Genomic DNA, 18,384 nt, shown 5'->3' with positions numbered 1-18,384 from the left:
TTTTCCCTCCACAGGCGGTCACACCTGAAAGGGGAGGTGCGGAGGGAGAGCCCCTCCGAGCCACCCCAGAGATGCGAGGCCACGCTTCCGTATCGCATACCTTGATACCAATGGGGCGATTCATGAGTCGCCCTCGCTCACAGATGGACAGCGACAGATAAATCCCCCGCCTGGGAAAAGCCCACAGAAGGCGCCTTTCTTGCGTCGCTTACAAAAATACCCCTCGCGGCATACCTCGACCACGAGGGGTAACAGGGTAACAAAGCGATGCCACGGCATCTAGTGGCAGGTGGCGACGACTGGACTCGAACCAGTGACCCAGCGATTATGAGCCGCTTGCTCTGCCATCTGAGCTACGTCGCCACACGCTGAGAGCGAAAAGCTGATGGTGGAAACCCTCCCAAACCCATCAGCCTTTAGGTAGCGGGGGCAGGATTCGAACCTGCGACCTTCGGGTTATGAGCCCGACGAGCTGCCTCTGCTCCACCCCGCAGCACGCTTACGATTATACTCGGCGGCGGCACGACTGTCAAATTCCATGGCCACAAGATATCCCGCTATGGGCCGAAGAACAGATCCCACCACGCCTGCCACGGCATCCGCCTCTGTCCCTGCTCCTCCTCCTGCAAGGGCTCCGCGATCTCCGGCGTCGGCAGAGGGGCATCCTCCGGGATCACATCCACTGCCACGTCCTCCGGCTTCGCCCACCCCAACAATGAACGAGCCATCGCATCGATGTGCAAGTCCTTCCGGACATACTCCAGATACCCCAACAGCTCACCCTGACGCTGCTGAGCCCCCTGAACCATCTCCCTCGTCTGCGCCAGCTCGCCCTTCAGGGAGGCCAGCGTCGCCCGGCGCTCGATATATCCCACCCCCAGAAGCGCCAGGAACACGATCGTGATCAATATCATCCACTGCGACAGGTTCAGCGAATATCGCCGCATCCGGTAAGACACGATCGTCGCTCCTTTCAGAGACGGAGCCGTAACAAAATCCCAGCCTGCCCTGCAGCGCTGGGATCACCGCCTGGTGCCGAAGGTGGGAGTTGAACCCACACGGGCGTAAAGCCCACTACGCCCTGAACGTAGCGCGTCTGCCTGTTCCGCCACTTCGGCACGAATTCTAATTTCACGACTAAGTTTAGCACGCGTTTGCGGATTTGTCAAACGCGCGGCGCCACTTTCAGAGCTTTTCCTAAGCCGATAACAGACCCAGGGAAATATGGGACCCAGAAGGGCCCTCCTCCGGCCCTTCGATCCTGTGCCATCCTTAATAACGATCTCTACCCCGCCCCTATTCGCAGCGATATCGCCCGATGCGCACCGAATGTCCTATTTTAAGCTTCTCACAACCACCGTATAATGGGCATGGAATCGTTTGCGCCGCACCTATGCACGATCCGAATACGAGCACAAGGGAGCGAAGATCTGATGCGAGAGCACCTACGCGTCCTGGTGATCGATGACAGCCTCACGATTTGTCGGTATCTTGAGCGACTGTTGACCCGTATGGGACATGATGTCTCGATCGCCAGCGATGGCACAACCGGGATGAGGCTACACGAGACGGAGTCCTTTGATCTGATCCTGCTCGATCTCATGCTGCCGGATACGGATGGGATTGCCCTCCTCAAGGAGATCCGCTCCCGCGATCAGGACACCTGCATCGTGATGATCACCGGGCACGGCGACATCAAAACGGCCATCGAAGCCGTCCAGCAGGGCGCCGACGGCTACGTCGAGAAGTCCCAGATCTCCATCGGCAAGGGTCTGGACGAATTCTGGCACATCGTCCACCGCGCTCTCGAGTTTCGGGAAAGCCAGGTTCGACGGATTCAACTGGAACAAGAGATCCGGCAGAAGAACCGAGAGCTAGAAGCGACCGTACGGGAGCTTCAACAGGCACGCAACGAGTTACAGGAGGAACGGAATAAACTCCGGGAGATCCTCTTCAGCATCTCGGAGATCGTGATCGCCGTCGATCAAGAGGGTCGCATCCTTCTCATGAACCCTCAGGCGGAAAAAGAGCTCGGCATTTCCCTGGAAGAGGTCATCGGGCAGCCGATCTCCCAGCTCCCCATTCACAAACAGCTCCTCACGAGCCTGCAACAGGCCCTGTCCTCCAAGGAGCCGGTCCGCATAGAGATCCCCAACCCGTTCACGGGATCGAATCAGGACGGCCGCGTCTTCAGCGTGACCCTGAACCCGGTGCGCCTACACAGCGATGGGCTTCCAGGAGCCATCATCAGCCTACACGACATCTCTCAGGAGAAAGAGCTGGAGCGCATGAAGGCCGACTTCTACTCCATGATCACGCACGATCTGCGCAGCCCGGCCATGGCCATCACGGGATTCGTTGACCTGCTGATCCAGGAGACCGCCGGCCCGCTAAACGAGGCTCAAAAGGAGATGATGGATATCATCCGGCGATCCATACGCAAGCTCCTGGATCTTATCAACGACTTCCTGGACTACTCCGCGATCGATGCGGGGTTCCTGCGCCTCCAGCCGGCGGAGACGGATGTCAGCCAGGTCATCCGGGAGGCCGTGCGAGAGATCCAACCGCTGGCGCATCAGCGGCAGCACACACTGGAGGTTCAGGTCCCTGACGAGCCCGCCATCGCCTGGGTGGACGGGGAGCGGGTGGGACAGGTCGTCACCAACCTCCTCAGCAACGCCATCAAATACACCCCCCAGGGTGGCCGCATCACCGTCAGGCTTCGAACCCAGCCGGACAGCCTTGTGATCGAGGTAAGCGACAATGGGATCGGCATACCCGCCGGCCAGATCCCGCTTCTCTTCTCCAAATACACACGTGTGGCCAATGAGCACACCCGATGCATTCAGGGCACCGGCCTGGGGTTGCTCATCGTGAAAGAGATCGTCAAAGCACACGGCGGCGACGTCGAGGTGGAGAGCGAGGTCGGAAGGGGTAGCACCTTCCGCGTCACGCTCCCCCGCAAACAACCCGCGCTTGCGCCCTATCAACCGCAGGAGGTGGCCATCCAAGACGTCATCCCCGCCGCCGCCCCCAGCATGTAACCCCTCCATTCCCCATCACACCTGGATAGACATCCGGGACCGCGCCCCGATCCCCCCAACACCTGGATCAGGTGGGCAGCTCCCGGCCTCGCATCGCGTCCTGGACAAACGAGGATCACGAAAACGACTTGCACTTTCGCCTATTCTGCGGTACGATGCGCCCCGGATGCACGCGTTCGTGCACGATCACACCTACCACCCGCCGAATCTTGTCGCCACCCGCACGACGACAGGTGGAGGACAGCAAACGGCATGGCGTCGCCCCAAAGGCTGCGCGCAGGCGATCAACTCATGCAGTGAATCCGCTCATCCTCGCGCTCCAGATCAGCCTGCGTCCTCTCACAGCCCATCATGGGGGTAGCACCACCATTACCGGCAGGAGGGACACCCCGTGGAGAAGAAGGCCCCTGATGGCCTTGATAGGCGCATTGCGGAAGTGGTCCAACGCATTCAGTGGGGGAAAGAAGAAGGCCTCTACTATTACCTCCAACCCGTTGAGAAGCTCGATGGCGCGCATGTGTGGGTCGACGGTAAGCCGAAATTGATGTTCGCTACCTACAGCTATCTGGGCCTGCTGAATCACCCTAAGATCAACGAGGCGGCCCAGAAAGCCACTCTGCAGTTCGGGACCGGGACTCATGGCGTCCGCCTGCTCGGGGGCACCATCACCCTACACCAGGAACTGGAGAGAAAGATCGCCCACTTCAAGGGGACGGAGGACGCCATCACCTTCTCCAGCGGCTATGTGACCAACCTCGCGACCATTTCCACGCTGGTCGGCCGCAACGACGTCGTGATCTGTGACAAATGGGATCACGCCTCCATCGTCGACGGATGTCTGCTCTCACGAGCCAAATTCCTCCGCTTCCGCCACAACGATATGGCGGATCTGGAGCGATGCCTCGCCAAGACACAGGACAAAGCCACCCGCCTGGTGGTCGTGGACGCGGTCTACAGCATGGACGGGGATATCACGCCGTTACCCCAGGTGGTTGAACTGTGCCGACGCTATCGCGCCCGTCTGATGGTGGATGAGGCGCACAGTCTAGGCGTCCTGGGGAAGACCGGGCGCGGGATCGAAGAGCACTTCGGGATGGAGGGGGCCGTAGATATCAAGATGGGCACGCTCTCCAAAACCATCCCGGCCGTGGGCGGGTATATCGCCGCCGATCGAGATATGATCACATACCTGAAACACGCGGCTCGCGGGTTCATCTTCTCCGCCGCCCTGCCGCCGGCTGTGTGCGCGGCGGCCATCTCGGCGTTCCAGGTGATCGAGGAGGAGGGAGCGGCCCTTCGAGCTCGATTGCAACGCAACGTCGACCATTTCATCGGCGGCCTAAAGGCGCTGGGGTTCGACACCGGCCACACGGAAACCCCGATCATCCCGGTCATCGTCGGCTCTGATGATCACGCCATGCAGATGACCCGGTTGCTGCAGGATAACGGGGTCTTCGCCCTGCCCGTGCTCCCGCCCGCGGTCCCGCCGGGCACCAGCCGCATCCGGGCCAACGTAACCGCCGCACACACGGAGGAGGATATCGACTTCGCGCTCGAGGCCTTCGCGCAGGCCGGGCGGGCTCTCGGATTGATCCCATAGCAAGCTCACCCGGTCAGACAACCCGGAGGTGGCGATCCGGTCCAGGCAGGCAGGGACGCACTCACGTCGAGACATAAGGATGATCGCACGGCAAGCCCGAGCCCTCACTGGAGAGGGCCTGTACGCTGAGGAGGGAGGATGGACCTGGACAAGCAAGCCTACTTACGAGATATGGAGATCTTCCAGGATTTAAGCCCTAAGGAGATGGAGGAGCTGGACCGCATCACCACGGTAAGCTCCGTCGAGAAGGGCAAGGTCTTCTACCGGCCAGAAGAGGTGGGGGAGGTCCTTTTCATTCTGAAGAAAGGGCGGGTCCAGCTCTATCGTATATCGCCAGAGGGCAAGAAATTAGTGATCGCCACGTTAGGCCCTGGCAGCATCTTCGGGGAGATGGCCTTGATCGGCCAACGGATGCACAACACCTTCGCCGAGGCGATTGAGGACTGTCAGATCTGTGTCATGAGCCGTACGGACCTGGAACGCTTGATCCTGGACAAGCCTCAGGTGGCGTTGCGGGTGTTGGAGATCACGGGACGACGGCTGCGGGCGGTGGAGGAGAGGTTGGAAGACATGGCCTTCAAGGGCATCCCCGCCCGGCTGGCATCGCTGCTGCTACGACTGGCGGAGGAGCAGGGGAACGTGATCACCGGGCTGACCCATCAGGACCTGGCGGAGACGGTGGGCACCTATCGAGAGACGGCCACCCAGGTATTGAACGAGCTCAAAGCCCAGGGACTGATCGATATCGGCCGCAAGCGGATCACAATCCTGGATCCCGAGGGACTGCAAGCCATTGCAGAGGGATGATGACAGGGGCGCGATAGCAACTGTAAAGAAACTGTAAAGAAAGGGAAGCACCATACCTTGCCAAGATTGAATCATTGAGTTAATATCAGTTAACAACACTACAAAAAATCGCAGTCCGTAATGAGCGTCGATTGATAAACGATCATGATCACTTTAGACACGCGAGTCCGGGCCGGCAAAGATGTACTGTTCCGGGATCTAGGAGGAGAATCCGTGCTTCTGAACCTCCAAACGGGCAAGTACTACGGCCTGGACGAGGTCGGCACCCGGATGTGGACGCTGCTGACCGAACATGGGCAGGTCGAGCCCGCCTTTCGGGCGCTGTTGGAAGAGTATGACGTCGCGGAAGATCAGCTCCAACAAGATTTGTGCCGCTTCGTTGAGGAACTGACCTCCCGGCAACTTCTGGAGATCCATGAGACGTAAGCTACAGAGTCTGCTCCGCCTCTCTCGCCACGAGAAGTGGATCCTGGCCCAGGCGTGGATCTTGCTGCTGACGATCGATCTCGGGCTGCGTTTGCTGCCGTTTTCTATGATTCAACAGCGGACGGCAAGGCATCGGGAAAGCCGGCACCGTCCGTCAGCGGAGGAGGACACCGCGATCATACACCAGGTGCAACGTCTGGTGGACATCGCAGCGCGCCATCACCTGTATCCGATGAGCTGTCTGCGACGGGCCTTGGCCCTGCAATGGCTGTTAGGCCGCCAGGGCATCGTCACCGAGCTGCGCATCGGGGTGCGTAAGGAGGACGACACGCTGCTCGCTCACGCGTGGGTGGAATACGCCGGCCAGCCCGTGGGAGAACCGGACTCGGCTATCAGCAACTTCGCCTCCCTGGGGACCCAAGCGATCCACAAATGAGCGGCATCTGCGCGATCGTAAACCTGGATGGGAGTCCGGTCGACCCAAAGACCTTGCGTAGGATGGCGGAGGCTGCCGCGCATCGCGGCCCAGACGGGATCCGATACTGGATCCACGGGCATGTGGGGCTGGCTCATCTCGCTCTGCACTCCACCCCTGAGCTCCCCCGAGAGCACCAAACCAGGTCAAACGGTACACGCACCTGTTGGATTACAGCGGATGCCCGCATTTACAATCGAAAGGAGCTGCTCCGATCCCTGTTGGGTTCCTATGTCCGGCCAGAGCCGACGGACGCGGATCTGATCCTGGCAGCCTATGAGCGCTGGGGGATCGATTTTCCCCGGCATCTGCTGGGGGACTTCGCCTTTGCCCTATGGGATCAGCAACGGCAAACGCTCGTGCTCGGCCGGGATCATCTGGGGATCCGCCCTCTAGTCTACTATCAAGCCCCACAGGTGCTGGTATGCGCCTCGGAGATCAAACAACTCCTACAGCACCCCGACGTCCCGAACGAGCTCAATGAGGCGGCCCTAGGCGACTTCCTGATCTCCGGATGCGTGAGCCATCCTGAGGAGACGACCTACCGAGGCATCCAGCGGCTTCCACCGGCACATGTCCTGATCATCAGGAGCACGAGCACCCAGCACCGCCGGTATTGGTCACTGGACGATGTGCAGCCGATCCGTTATGAGAAGGAGGAGAGCTACGCTGAACACTTCCGGGATCTTCTGACGGAAGCTGTGCTCCGTCGCACCCGTGGAAAAAGCCCATTCGGCATCATGATGAGCGGAGGCCTGGACTCGACATCCATCGCCAGCCTTGCGGTCGGGGATCCCCCCGGGTCCCACGGAGATCCAGGAAGGGTCGAGGCCTTCTCCTTTGTGTTCGATGAGATTCCGGAATGCGACGAGAGGGAGAACATCGAGGCCATCGCCCGCCAATACGGCCTCCGCACCACCTACATCCCGGCGGATCACTGCTGGCCCTTGGGGGACTATCCCCGCACCCTGCTCGAATTCGATGAGCCGACGCCGGCAATCCAATATCTACTATGGGATACGGCTCTGGATATCGTGCGGTCCCGGGGACACCGATTCGTCCTGACGGGATATGGGGGAGATGACGTTTGCGCTGAATCCCCCCTGGCATATTTCCATCACCTGCAACTGCTGCGGCCCATCCGCTTTGGGGTGGATATCTGGCACTACTGGAGGCGATACCAACGGCTTCCCCCATTGCGATTGCGAGCAGGCATCTTCCGCCTGCTCCCCGTTCCCATGCGGCGCCGGATTCGCCCCAATGCATGGGATCTACCACCTGTCTGGTTGGACCCGAAGTTCGAGCGCAAGCACGGACTCGCCAAACGACAAAAGGAGGGACTGGGGCTACATCGCGTTAAAGCGGCCCGAGCGCAAAGCCTGATCTGGATTACCGGCCCTGGATTGCAATCCTGGCTCAGCTTCATCGATCAGATGATGAGCCTGCATTCCCTGGAAGCCCGGCATCCTTTCCTGGACAAGCAGCTGGTAGAATTCGCATTTGCGATCCCTCTGGAGCAGTTTCTCACACCCACAGGGGAGAAGAAACCTTTGCTCCGCCAGGCCATGCAAGGCCGTCTTCCAGACCAGATACGGACGGCTCGGGCTAAGGTCCTGGCCGACCCATTGGTCTCGCGTGGATTGAGGGAGCGCGGTGTGGAAACGATCCACCAACTACTCCGCTCACCAGAGCTGGCCAGGCGGGGTTATGTCAATGGAGAGAAGCTCCGGGAGCAATACGAGCGATTCCGCCGCGGTGAAATGGCCGACTCCTGGGTTATATGGTATGCTCTCATCGCGGAGATCTGGCTTAACCGTCTGAACCATCGCGGGAGGCTCCAAGTTGATCCTGGCGCTGATTCCACCAACCACTCACCTTCTGTAAGGAGGAAATGATGGGCGACCGATCGGATACAAAGCAGGTAGAATCACGTCATGATAATAGGCGTAGATCGTACTCGCCTCCTCAGATCGTCGAATACGGAACGCTTCAAGAGCTCACGGAAGGTGGAGCTGCAGGAGCCACCGACGCCGCTCTTGGCAAGTCCTGACCTAATCTTCCGATATGGCCATAGGGGGGCGATAGGGTAAGCCCGGTCGCCCCCCGGTTAAATCCAGGCCGTGGCAGATGATCCCGTCCTATGATCTATTCCCTCTATGGGCTGAACCTCTTCAGCGACCTCCCTTTTCCCGAGCTTCCCACCGCCCGAACGTCCGATGCGCACGTTCACCTGAAGCTGCTGCCTGCCGGACCGCTATTCAGCATAGGTCCGGAGTTCTCCTTGGCTCATGAAAGCGACCGGCAGATCAACGGATCACCCCTGTATCGGGTCTACCACAGCCCGCGGGCCTATCTCATGCGATACAGCGACACCGGGGACTTCCACATCCCCCGAAGCGGCGAGGAGATCCGTTGCCGCCCGATCGTGGGGACGACGGACGCCGATATTCGAGCGTGCATCCTGGGCCCCGTGCTCGCGCTGCACCTCCACCTTCAGCGGGTCCCCGTTCTCCACGCCAGTGCGGTGGTGATCAAAGGCCATGCCATAGCCTTCATCGACCGGACGGGAGGGGGAAAGTCCACTACAGCCGCCGCCTTCCTCCGACAAGGGTTTCCCCTTCTGACGGACGATATCCTCGCTCTCCAGATGAAAGACGATCGCTGTTGGGGGATGCCAGGATACCCCGCTCTGCGCCTACGGCCGGGGACGATCGCCAGGCTCTTGGGCACATCCGGGGATTTCCCCCGCGTGTTCCCAGGGACGGACAAACGGCGTGTCCCCGTCTGGCACGCATTTCACGGGCGCCCCTGCCCTCTCGGTGCGATCTATCTACTCGATCGCCCAGGCGCCGGCGGGCAGAACGCGCCTCGCATCACCGCCCTTCCCTCCCACGAAGCGGTAGCCGAGCTCCTGCGAAACACCTACGGCATTCGATGGATCGAGTCCGAACTGCAAGTGGGGCTCTTTGAACAATACTGCCGTCTCGTCACCAGAGTGCCCGCACGCCGGATAGCCGTCCCCCGCGCGCTCGATGATCTTCCAGCCGTGTGCGAGGCGATCCTGGAAGACCTCACCGGCCAGCAACAATAGGGAGTGCCGCTTCGCAGTGGTACCAGAGGGATAGAGTCGTCCTCCACGGGCGGATGTACAATAGAAACCAAGCCCATCCTCTCGGGCCTTAAGGCACAGGGCAACACAGGGCCTCATCATGAGGCTCAATCCATTGACAGCGCCACATATTCACCATCGATGTAGGGGAGAGCCAGCGTGAAAAGGATCATCGTCACCGGAAGATTTGCCATCGGGATCTCCATTGCGATCGGACTGTTCCTCCTCCTAGGATCCCTGGCCGTGCCCGGCAGCGCCCAGGGATCGGACACATCGATCCCTGGGCTTCGGATCGTTCAACAACGGGCCGACGGCCTCGAGATAGAATTCACCGTGCCCCCCTATCGGGTAAGCTCCATCGGGGAGTCCAGCGAGGTGAGCGCCCCCGGCCTGGTTCCAAACGCGCCGCCAGGGTTCCCTCGCCTTCCGATCACGGGGACGCTGATCGGCCTCCCGCCGAGTGGGAAAGCGATCGTTTCCATCGTCGAGGATCAGCAGGAGATCCGGTCTCTCGACCAACCGGTGGCCGCCTGGCAGCCGATCCGTGGCGACCTCTCCGACGCGCTCGCTTCCGCACAGGAGGCCGGCGCGAGGGTCCAGGCTCTCCCCCCTCAGAAGGACGGCCTCTATCCCCAGGCACCGGTGGCCATCGAGCCGGCGGGGTTCCTGCGCAGCCAACGGCTCGCCCGGCTGGTGATCGCCCCCTTCCAATACGATCCACAGCGGCGTCAGCTTATTGTGCACACCCGGATTCGCTTCTCCGTCCGATTCACGGGGATCCCCGCTCAGGCGCCGACCACACAGATCGCAGAGCCCGAACCGGTGGAAGATATCCTACGAGCCGTCCTGCTCAACTACGACCAGGCCCGCCTCTGGCGCGTCCCGCCGGAGGCTGCCCCCCTGCCCGAGATCGCCCGCAGCGCCTCCGCGGCCGCGGCGAGCGTGCGCTACAAGATCCCAATTGACCACGATGGGATCTATCGGATCACCTACGATCAACTCGCCTCCTGGGGACTCCCGGTCGACACGCTAGACCCGCGCACGCTCTCCATCAGCAGCCAGGGGCGCGAGATCGCCATCTGGGTATCCGGGGAGGAGGATGGCCGCCTGGATCCGGCGGACTACATCGAATTCTACGGCCAGGCGTTCCACGGGGACATCGAGGACACCCAGTATACGGGGACGAACATCTACTGGCTAAGCTATGGGGGCGCGTCCGGCAAGCGGATGGTCACCGTGAACGGAGCCCCCCAGGGGAAGGCCACGCCCACCTCGTTCCGGGACACCATCCACGCGGAGGAGAACACCTTCTGGTGGACCCTGGAGACGAAGACGCCCGATGTGAAGGACACCTGGTTCTGGGAGCGCGTCGTGGTCGGAGGAAAGGCCACATCCGTGTCAAAGACCTACACCGTCACCGTTCCATTCCCGGCCCCGGTGACCGAAACCGTCCAGATGACCGTCGAAGTGCGCGCCCGCTCCCAATCCCCGGAGCTCGACCCAGACCACCTGACCCGGGTCTTCTTGAACGGAACGCAGGTGCAAGAAGTGACCTGGGACGGATCCCACTCCATCCAGATCACGGCCACCGTCTCTCCAACATTGCTCGTCTCCGGGGTGAATCAGGTCACGCTGGAGTTCGTGCGACTGCCCGGGGTGGCCGTCGAGGACATGTTCCCCAACTGGATCGAGGTGTCCTACTCGCGAGCATACCGGGCGTACCAGGACACACTCCTCTTTCACGCGGACACGCCCGGCACCTGGGACTTCCAGATCACCGATTTCACCCAGCCAGACCTGTATCTATACGACATCACCGACCCCGGCGAGCCGAAGCGCATCACCGCCTTTCAGGTGATCACCGAGTCCAACCGGTACACGCTGCGCACAGGGCTCACCACGGGGGCGGGAGATCGCTTCCTCGCCGTGGCGGCGTCGGCCATCCGAGCGCCCGACACAGCGCAGCCCGTGTCTCCTTCCGCCATTCGGAGCCCGACACAGGGCGCAGATCACATCCTGATCATCGATGAGGAATTCCGCCCGGCGGCCGAACGCCTGGCCGCGTTCCATCGATCGCGAGGGCAGCGGGTGGCCATCGTGAACGTGCAGGAGATCTACAACGAGTTCTATGATGGGATCCGGCATCCCCGGGCGATCCGAGACTTCCTCGCCTACGCATACGCCAACTGGCAGCCCCCGGCCCCTCTCTTCGTGACCCTGCTCGGGGACGCCCACGCGAACCTGCGGAACTACAACCCAACGGTCTACCTCACCATCCCCATCCGCATCCCCCCTTATCTGGTCTGGGAGGATCCCTGGCTCGGGCAAGCGCCCGCCGACAACACCTTCGTGACCATCGTCGGCGATGATCCACTCCCGGACATGATCATCGGCCGGATCGCCGTCAACACCCTGGAGGAAGCCCAGGGAGTCGTGGACAAGATCCTGAGCTACAGCAGCCAGCCCCCAGCGCCATGGCAACAGCGAGCCCTCATGGCCGCCGACAACCCGGACGAGGCGGGTAACTTCCCGGTCCTCTCCGATGCCCTCATCACCGGGGAGATCCCCTCCTACATCTCCGTCACCCGGGCATACCTGGGGCAAACGCACGCAACCGGCGATGAGGTGACCTCAGCGATCACGCGTGCGATCAACCACGGCGTCCTGTTCGTCACCTGGACTGGACATGGCGCCATGGACCTCTGGGCCAACGAGGCCGTCTGGCGCTCCTCCTACGTGTCCCAACTGCACAACAAGGATCGCTATCCGTTCGTGACGACGTTTAACTGCTTCGACGGCGCGTTCATCGCCCCCTGGAAGAACCGCTACCTTTCCATCGCCGAGGCGATGAGCATCGTGGCGGAGCGCGGCTCCATCGCCAACTGGTCGCCCACCGGGCTCGGGCTGGCCCATATCGAGCACATTCTGGCCAGAGGATTCTATCACGCCCTCTTCAGCGATGGCATCCGCCAGATCGGGCCGGCCACGGTCAAGGCCAAGCTGACGTTGTACGCGTCCGTCGGAGACGACCCGCTACTCCACACGATGACCCTGTTCGGCGATCCGGCGCTGGTCCTGGCGCTCCCACGCAGAGTGCCCGGCATCTATATGCCGTTTATCCAACACCAATCACCGTAACCCCACCACGCCACGCCGAGCAAATGGGAGGAGGCGGGCGAGGACGGCATCCAGGCCGCCTTTGCCCGCCTCCCCCTCTGTCAGGTAGACACCTGCAACAGGCGCACCCGCCCTGGTGGCTCCCACAACGCGTAGCAGGCCCCGTAGACATCCCGCGGATTCCCCACGCTCCCCACGCCCACCAGGTAGCGACTGCCGTGGACGACCTCCAAGTCAGCGGATGGAACACGCACCAAACGACGGTCCGCTCCCCACTGCCACACCTCCTGCACATGCGTATGGCCATGAAAGGCGATCTGCACTCCCCTGAGCTCCATGGCCGCCAGGGCTCGCCAGCGAGCCTCCGCATCCCGGTGCAGGGCTGGAAACATCGCCAGCCAGGACAGGCCATGTCGGCGGCGATAGGCCTCCGCCGCCTCCACGGAATCCACGTCCTCTGGCCAGTCGGGCGAAGCGTGTGCCGCCACCCACCGGTCCTCGCCCCACAACGGCGGCCACCCGCGCACCCAGGATCGGTGACGTTCGGCGTACCGATGCCAGCCGGACACCTCCCAATTGCCAAACACGCACACGGCCCTGATCTCGGACAGAAGGTCCAGGCAGGCTGAGCTGCCCACATCCCCCAGACAGACGAAGCGCTGCGCCCCCTGGCCGCGGGCGTCCTCCACAACGGCCTCCAAGGCGGCCAGATTCCCATGGATATCCGAGACGAAAGCGATCATTTCCCTCTCCAAGACACGTTTGATAGCACCCACGAAAATGTGAGCAGCCCTTCCCCCGCCCTCGCCCGCCTGGCCGGGACTTGAGCCAGTAACCTGCGGGCCTCTCGCTATCGAAACCGCAAAGACGCTTGCGGAACCCCGGGTTTTGCGATAAGGTAGAGGCCATCGTCTTTCCTCAACCCGCCATTGTCATCGCGGCCATAAGCGGGTTCCTCAGGCGAAGGGAGGCTGCAAGATGAAGATCACTGACGTGAAAACCGCCGTCGTACAGGGGAACTTCGAATGGATCCTGGTCCGCGTGTACACGGACCAGGGGATCATCGGATTGGGGGAGTGCTACTGGGGCGCCGGCGTGGAGACCATCGTGCGCCGCATGAAGCCGCTGCTGATAGGCGAAAGCCCGCACAACATCGATTGGCTGTACCAGAAGATGGTGCGGGGGATGTCTGGGGCCGGATCCACCGGCGGCGCCGTCGTGGCCGCCATCAGCGGCATCGAGCTGGCCCTGTGGGACATCAAGGGGAAGGCCCTGGGCACGCCGATCTACAACCTGTTGGGCGGGCGATATCGAGATCGGATCCGGGTATACGCGGACTGCGGTCATGGCGCCGAACCTACACCGGCCGCGTGGGCTGAGCACGCCCAACAGGCGGTCGCCGAGGGATTCACCGCCATCAAGTTCGATCTCGACAACATCGCCCCCGAACGATTCCGGGATCCCTACCACGTAGGCGTCGGCGCACGTAAGGGATGGCTCCAGGGCCAGCAACGCCCCCTCTCCACCCGGGAGATCGATCTCATGGTCAGCCTGGTCGGCGCCGTACGTGAGGCCATCGGCCCCGACGTGGACCTGGCCGTGGACTGCCACTGGAACTACAACACCCGTGATGTCATCAAACTGGCCCAGGAACTGGAGCCCTTCCGTCTGATGTGGATGGAAGATCCCACGCCGCCCGACAACGTCGAGGCGCTAAAGCGCGTCACCGAGCACTCGCCGGTCCCGATCTGCTCCGGCGAGAACCACTACACGCGCCATGGGCTGCGTCCCATAATCACCACTCAGGCGGTCGACATCGTCCAACCCGATATCCCCAAAGTGGGCGGCCTGCTGGAGGCTAAAAAGATCGCCGACTTAGCCGACATCTACTACATCCCCATGGCCGCTCACAACGTCTCCAGCCCCATCGCCACCATGGCCGCGTGCCACTCCTGCGCCAGCATGCGCAACTTTTTCATCCTCGAGTTCCACGCCCAGGAGGTGCCGTGGTGGGATGACCTGGTCGTCGGCGACACGCCGCTTATCCAGGACGGCTACATCGCGCTGCCGGACGAGCCCGGGCTGGGGATTACGCTAAACGAGGAGGTCGCACGAGCGCACCTACAAGAAGGGGCCTCCTTCTTCGAATAGCGTCATCACGGCCCGTCCATGGAGGCAGGCTCCCTTCGACGCCTTCCGTCCACGCCCCGTCGAACATCGAGCCATTCGCGGAGAGCACACCGGAAAATTCGCCGGCTCGGCGCCCGAAGGTGCTCCCTACCTCTGTGCCCTCCCAAGGGGAGGCAGATTCTCCCTCCTATTCGCATCAACTGAACAGCATGAGCGAGGCCCCTGCCTGCCACCTTTTCCCTCCACGGGCGGTCGCACCTGAAAGGGGGGGGCGGAGGGGAAGCCCCTCCGAACCACCCCAGAGATGCGGGGCCACGCTTCCATATCGCTTAAGTTGATACCAATGGGGAGGCAGATTCTCCCTCCCCAGAGCTCTCACCTCCCAGCCAGCACCTGCCGGGCCTCGGTCCTTTGTGTGGGGATCTGGGCCGAGGCCCGGCAGATCGGAGGCCGGAGAAAGAGATCTTTCCGGGGGGCTTTGCTCCTTCGGGTTATCCCGTAGTAATGTCTACTCATCCCTCGTCAGCGTCAAAACGGATCGCATCCACCGTGGTGATCGTCCCCTTGTACAGGAAGTCGATCTGATGCAACGCGGCCTCCTGGTCGAACTCGTTCAGGGCGGCCACGGCGTCCTTCGGGACCACGATCCGATACCAGCGCAGCGCCGCGCTTCCGGCCGTGTGGAGCACGCAGATATTGGTCACCGTGCCCGTGATGATCAGCGTGTCCACCTCCCAATGTGAGTGCAGCACGTCCTCCATGCGAGAGGCGTAGAAGGCATCGTAGCGAGGCTTCTGTACGATCTCATCCCCCGGCTGGGGAGCCAGCTCCGGGATGATCTCCGCCCCCCAGGTGCCTGCCTTCACGTGCTCCCCCCAGATCCCATACTCGGGATCATCCTCGCCATGCAGATCCTGCGTATAAATGATCAGAACGCCCGCCTCTCGCGCCCGCTCCAACAGTCGGGCGATCGGCTCCACGGCCTCCTGAGCGCTGGGAACGTGAAGCTTCCCATCCGGCTTCACGAAGTCGTTTTGCATATCCACCACCACCACGGCGGTGCGCCGCGGGTCGAGGGAAACTTCTCCAGCAACCGGATACATCGGTGCTTCCAACATGCGAGCCATATCCTCATCCCTCCATAGCCCATGCTAGAGGACGCGCCATCGTTGCGTCGCGTGGGCATTATACGGGCGCAGCACGGGCTCGTCAATGAATTCCCGGGAGGCGTGGCAGGACAGGCTGCCATCTCCTCGGACCGGCCGCACGATCCCCCCTCCGATTCTGCCTTCGACCTGCCCGGCCCCGGCCTGGATCCTTCGGAAAGGGCCGAGCAAGGCAGGTGCAGGCCGGAGAGGGACTCCCCTCCGCCCGAAGATACTTTCTCCTTTCCATCCATTAGACATGAGTCCACGCGGTGTGATATGATAGGCCCACGCCTCCCCCGATGGACGAATCGAACATCCTCTACGTACCCGAGAAGAGCAGGAGGCCTGCATGCCCGGCCGGGCACGAACGATCTTAGCCATCCTCATCGCAGGATTGCTGGCAGGGCTGATCCCAGCCATCGTCGTGAGCCATCTGGAGGAGGATAACCGGTTCTGTGCCAGTTGCCATCGCCCCTCGGAGGTGCGCTACGTCAATCAGGCCGAGCAGGCCACGCCGGACTACAGCCCCAACCTGGCGGCCTTCCACTACGCCGTCACCGTCAGAGGCGAATGGGAGGAGGAAGAGGACGACGAGGAGGAGTTCTATCAGTCCCCCGGAGGGGAAACACGAGGCGTCGTCAACTGCGTGGCCTGCCACCGGGGGGATCAAAGCCTGCGACACAGGGCGATCGCCCTGACGCTGGGCGCCCGAAACACGGTGAAATGGCTGCTCGGTGACGAGGGGACACAGGCGGTCGGGCGCTCACGATTCGATTGGCTTCCCAACGCGAGCTGCACGCGCTGCCATGAAGAGGCCATCGACGACCAAGACTTCGAGAATCACTACCACTTCTACCTGCCGGAGTACAATGCGGACCCCGTCGTCCGGGCGGACGCGGACGCGAACGTCCTGTACTGTAGCGATTGTCACGTCAGCCACCGGGATATCCCACAGGAGCTGGACTTTCTGTCCGAGGAGATCGTCTTCCCGGCCTGTGATCGATGCCACATCGTGTGGCAACGAGGGCCCCAGGGCGACCTGAACTGATCGCCGTGCCCTCCAAACCCGGCGCCCACCGCATCAGCGGGGTGGTCAACACGGTGCCTACGCCTGCTAACTCGTCATCCAATCACGTCTCCCGGATCTCGGAGCGATCGCTTCGGCTCCTCACCGGTCTGCGCGCCATCGCGTTGATCATCATCGCCCTGCACCTATCGGCGCCCGCCCTTGGGGAGACCCGCGCGTGGGGCCTGTGGCCGACGACCTATCTCCCGCCATGGGCGCGCTGGCCCCTGGCCGGGCTGGCAGTTCTCCTCTGCTATCCTCCCATCACGCGGCGGGCAGCGGCGTTCGCCGAGCGCATCCTGGCTCGCGTGACCATCCGACGACTGCCTCTGCTGCTGGCCCTGATCGGCCTGCCACTGTTCTGGCGATTCCGCCTGGTCCACACCCGCTGGGGCGACGCGTATATCCTCAGCCAGGCGATCGCGCACCCCGATGTCCATCTCACGTACACCTGGCAGGCGCCGCTGACCGTCTATCTGCACGCGCAGCTGTGGGCGCTGGGCCACCGACTGTGGGGCTGGAGCGACGCGATGCCCCCCTACGCGCTCACCAGTGTGCTGGCGGGCGGGATCTTTCTCTACGCGCTGGCACGCCTAGCCATCGAAACATCCCGTGATCGGTACGCGGCGGCGATCACCTTCGGCCTGGTCGCCACGCTGGGCACCATACAACTGTTCTTCGGATACGTGGAGAACTACTCCCTGATGACGCTGGGGATGATGATCTACCTGTGGCTGGCGTGGCGCTGCCTGCAAGACCAGATCCCGCTCCTCTGGCCCGCGACGGCGCTCGCGCTCACCCACGCGCTGCACCCATCGAGCATCGTGCTGGCTCCCTCTTTGTTGTACCTGGGATGGGTTTGGGCGCGAAAGGGCGAAGAGCGGCGCTACGGCGCGGCCGCATGGCAGATCATCCTGCCGATGGTGATCGTGGCCGGCGGTGTTATCCTCCTGATGGAACAGGGCGGGCACGGCCTCCGCTACCTGGTCGGAGAGGATCGGCCGGGGGGAGGCGATGGCAAATGGTTCGTGCCCCTATTCGCCGCGACCACCCGCTGGGAACACTACACCATGTTCTCCTGGGGACACCTGGTCGATATGCTGAATGAGCAGCTGTTGACGGCGCCCATGGCGCTATGGACGCTCGTCGCGCTGGCGGCCCTCGCCTGGCCGCGCGTGCGCACCGGATCGACGTGGACCCGCCTCCTGGCGATCGCAGCCGGCCTCTACCTGCTCTTCATCTGGACGTGGAACCCAGACTACGGGGGGCAACGGGATTGGGATCTTTTCGCCCCCGCGGCGGTCCCCCTCACGCTGCTGACGGTGGATCGCCTGATGGCTGCGCTTCCCGAACGCAGCGCGCAGCTCGAGGCCGGGATCCTGCTCATCGCCACGCAGGCATTCCACACCATCGCCTGGGTCTACCAGAACACGCTGCCCTGGAGCTGGCCTGATTGAGGGAG

General features: G+C 62.3%; 15 protein-coding genes and 3 tRNA genes. 12 read left to right on the top strand and 6 right to left on the bottom strand.

What is annotated here, in order from left to right:
• Window positions 1-290: 290 nt before the first annotated feature.
• The 4 genes from GXP39_07630 to GXP39_07615 all read right to left on the bottom strand — a co-directional run bounded on the left by GXP39_07630 (window position 291) and on the right by GXP39_07615 (window position 1,118).
• Window positions 291-363, bottom strand: a tRNA-Met gene (locus tag GXP39_07630).
• Between the two features lie 58 nt (window positions 364-421).
• Window positions 422-493: transfer RNA gene (locus GXP39_07625), tRNA-Met, on the bottom strand.
• Between the two features lie 64 nt (window positions 494-557).
• Entirely contained in the window at window positions 558-959 is a 402-nt protein-coding gene (locus GXP39_07620; GenBank protein NOZ27907.1) for a hypothetical protein, read from the bottom strand.
• A gap of 71 nt (window positions 960-1,030) precedes the next feature.
• Window positions 1,031-1,118: transfer RNA gene (locus tag GXP39_07615), tRNA-Leu, on the bottom strand.
• Between the two features lie 315 nt (window positions 1,119-1,433).
• Between GXP39_07615 and GXP39_07610 the strand changes: the two genes are divergently transcribed.
• The 9 genes from GXP39_07610 to GXP39_07570 all read left to right on the top strand — a co-directional run bounded on the left by GXP39_07610 (window position 1,434) and on the right by GXP39_07570 (window position 12,599).
• The gene (locus tag GXP39_07610; GenBank protein NOZ27906.1) at window positions 1,434-3,044 is read left to right on the top strand and encodes a response regulator; all 1,611 of its coding nucleotides are present in this window, start codon (window positions 1,434-1,436) and stop codon (window positions 3,042-3,044) included.
• A 391-nt stretch (window positions 3,045-3,435) separates the two neighbouring features.
• On the top strand, window positions 3,436-4,644 hold the full coding sequence (locus tag GXP39_07605) for a pyridoxal phosphate-dependent aminotransferase family protein (GenBank protein ID NOZ27905.1): 1,209 nt from the start codon (window positions 3,436-3,438) through the stop codon (window positions 4,642-4,644).
• A 138-nt stretch (window positions 4,645-4,782) separates the two neighbouring features.
• Window positions 4,783-5,451, top strand: coding sequence for a Crp/Fnr family transcriptional regulator (locus tag GXP39_07600; protein ID NOZ27904.1), 669 nt, complete (start codon window positions 4,783-4,785; stop codon window positions 5,449-5,451).
• 144 nt (window positions 5,452-5,595) lie between these two features.
• Window positions 5,596-5,877 (top strand): PqqD family protein, encoded by a 282-nt coding sequence (locus GXP39_07595; protein ID NOZ27903.1) that lies wholly within the window; start codon window positions 5,596-5,598, stop codon window positions 5,875-5,877.
• A complete protein-coding gene (locus GXP39_07590; protein NOZ27902.1) occupies window positions 5,867-6,313 on the top strand; it encodes a lasso peptide biosynthesis B2 protein in 447 nt (148 codons plus the stop codon). Before GXP39_07595 ends, GXP39_07590 begins: the two co-directional genes overlap by 11 nt.
• Complete coding sequence (locus GXP39_07585; protein NOZ27901.1) at window positions 6,310-8,247, top strand: hypothetical protein; 1,938 nt, start codon at window positions 6,310-6,312, stop codon at window positions 8,245-8,247. Before GXP39_07590 ends, GXP39_07585 begins: the two co-directional genes overlap by 4 nt.
• On the top strand, window positions 8,244-8,402 hold the full coding sequence (locus GXP39_07580; protein NOZ27900.1) for a lasso RiPP family leader peptide-containing protein: 159 nt from the start codon (window positions 8,244-8,246) through the stop codon (window positions 8,400-8,402). The genes GXP39_07585 and GXP39_07580 overlap by 4 nt, the downstream gene beginning before the upstream one ends.
• Window positions 8,403-8,492: 90 nt before the next feature.
• Window positions 8,493-9,443, top strand: coding sequence for a hypothetical protein (locus GXP39_07575; protein NOZ27899.1), 951 nt, complete (start codon window positions 8,493-8,495; stop codon window positions 9,441-9,443).
• 177 nt (window positions 9,444-9,620) lie between these two features.
• Window positions 9,621-12,599 (top strand): hypothetical protein, encoded by a 2,979-nt coding sequence (locus GXP39_07570; GenBank protein NOZ27898.1) that lies wholly within the window; start codon window positions 9,621-9,623, stop codon window positions 12,597-12,599.
• An 80-nt stretch (window positions 12,600-12,679) separates the two neighbouring features.
• Here the strand turns inward: GXP39_07570 and GXP39_07565 are convergent, their stop codons facing one another.
• Complete coding sequence (locus GXP39_07565; protein NOZ27897.1) at window positions 12,680-13,321, bottom strand: metallophosphoesterase family protein; 642 nt, start codon at window positions 13,319-13,321, stop codon at window positions 12,680-12,682.
• 235 nt (window positions 13,322-13,556) lie between these two features.
• On the opposite strand from GXP39_07565, the gene GXP39_07560 reads away from it, so the two are divergent.
• Complete coding sequence (locus tag GXP39_07560; protein ID NOZ27896.1) at window positions 13,557-14,729, top strand: mandelate racemase/muconate lactonizing enzyme family protein; 1,173 nt, start codon at window positions 13,557-13,559, stop codon at window positions 14,727-14,729.
• Between the two features lie 491 nt (window positions 14,730-15,220).
• Here GXP39_07560 and GXP39_07555 read toward each other — a convergent pair whose 3' ends face one another.
• On the bottom strand, window positions 15,221-15,826 hold the full coding sequence (locus tag GXP39_07555; GenBank protein NOZ27895.1) for a cysteine hydrolase: 606 nt from the start codon (window positions 15,824-15,826) through the stop codon (window positions 15,221-15,223).
• A gap of 379 nt (window positions 15,827-16,205) precedes the next feature.
• On the opposite strand from GXP39_07555, the gene GXP39_07550 reads away from it, so the two are divergent.
• Together GXP39_07550 and GXP39_07545 are read left to right on the top strand one after the other, a co-directional pair.
• Window positions 16,206-16,904 (top strand): hypothetical protein, encoded by a 699-nt coding sequence (locus GXP39_07550; protein NOZ27894.1) that lies wholly within the window; start codon window positions 16,206-16,208, stop codon window positions 16,902-16,904.
• Window positions 16,871-18,379: a hypothetical protein gene (locus GXP39_07545; GenBank protein ID NOZ27893.1), complete on the top strand. Its 1,509-nt coding sequence runs from the start codon at window positions 16,871-16,873 to the stop codon at window positions 18,377-18,379. The genes GXP39_07550 and GXP39_07545 overlap by 34 nt, the downstream gene beginning before the upstream one ends.
• The last annotated feature ends 5 nt before the right edge of the window (window positions 18,380-18,384 follow it).

This window comes from Chloroflexota bacterium (assembly GCA_013152435.1).
Taxonomy (GTDB): domain Bacteria; phylum Chloroflexota; class Anaerolineae; order DUEN01; family DUEN01; genus DUEN01.
This window is presented reverse-complemented; position numbering and strand designations above follow the sequence as displayed.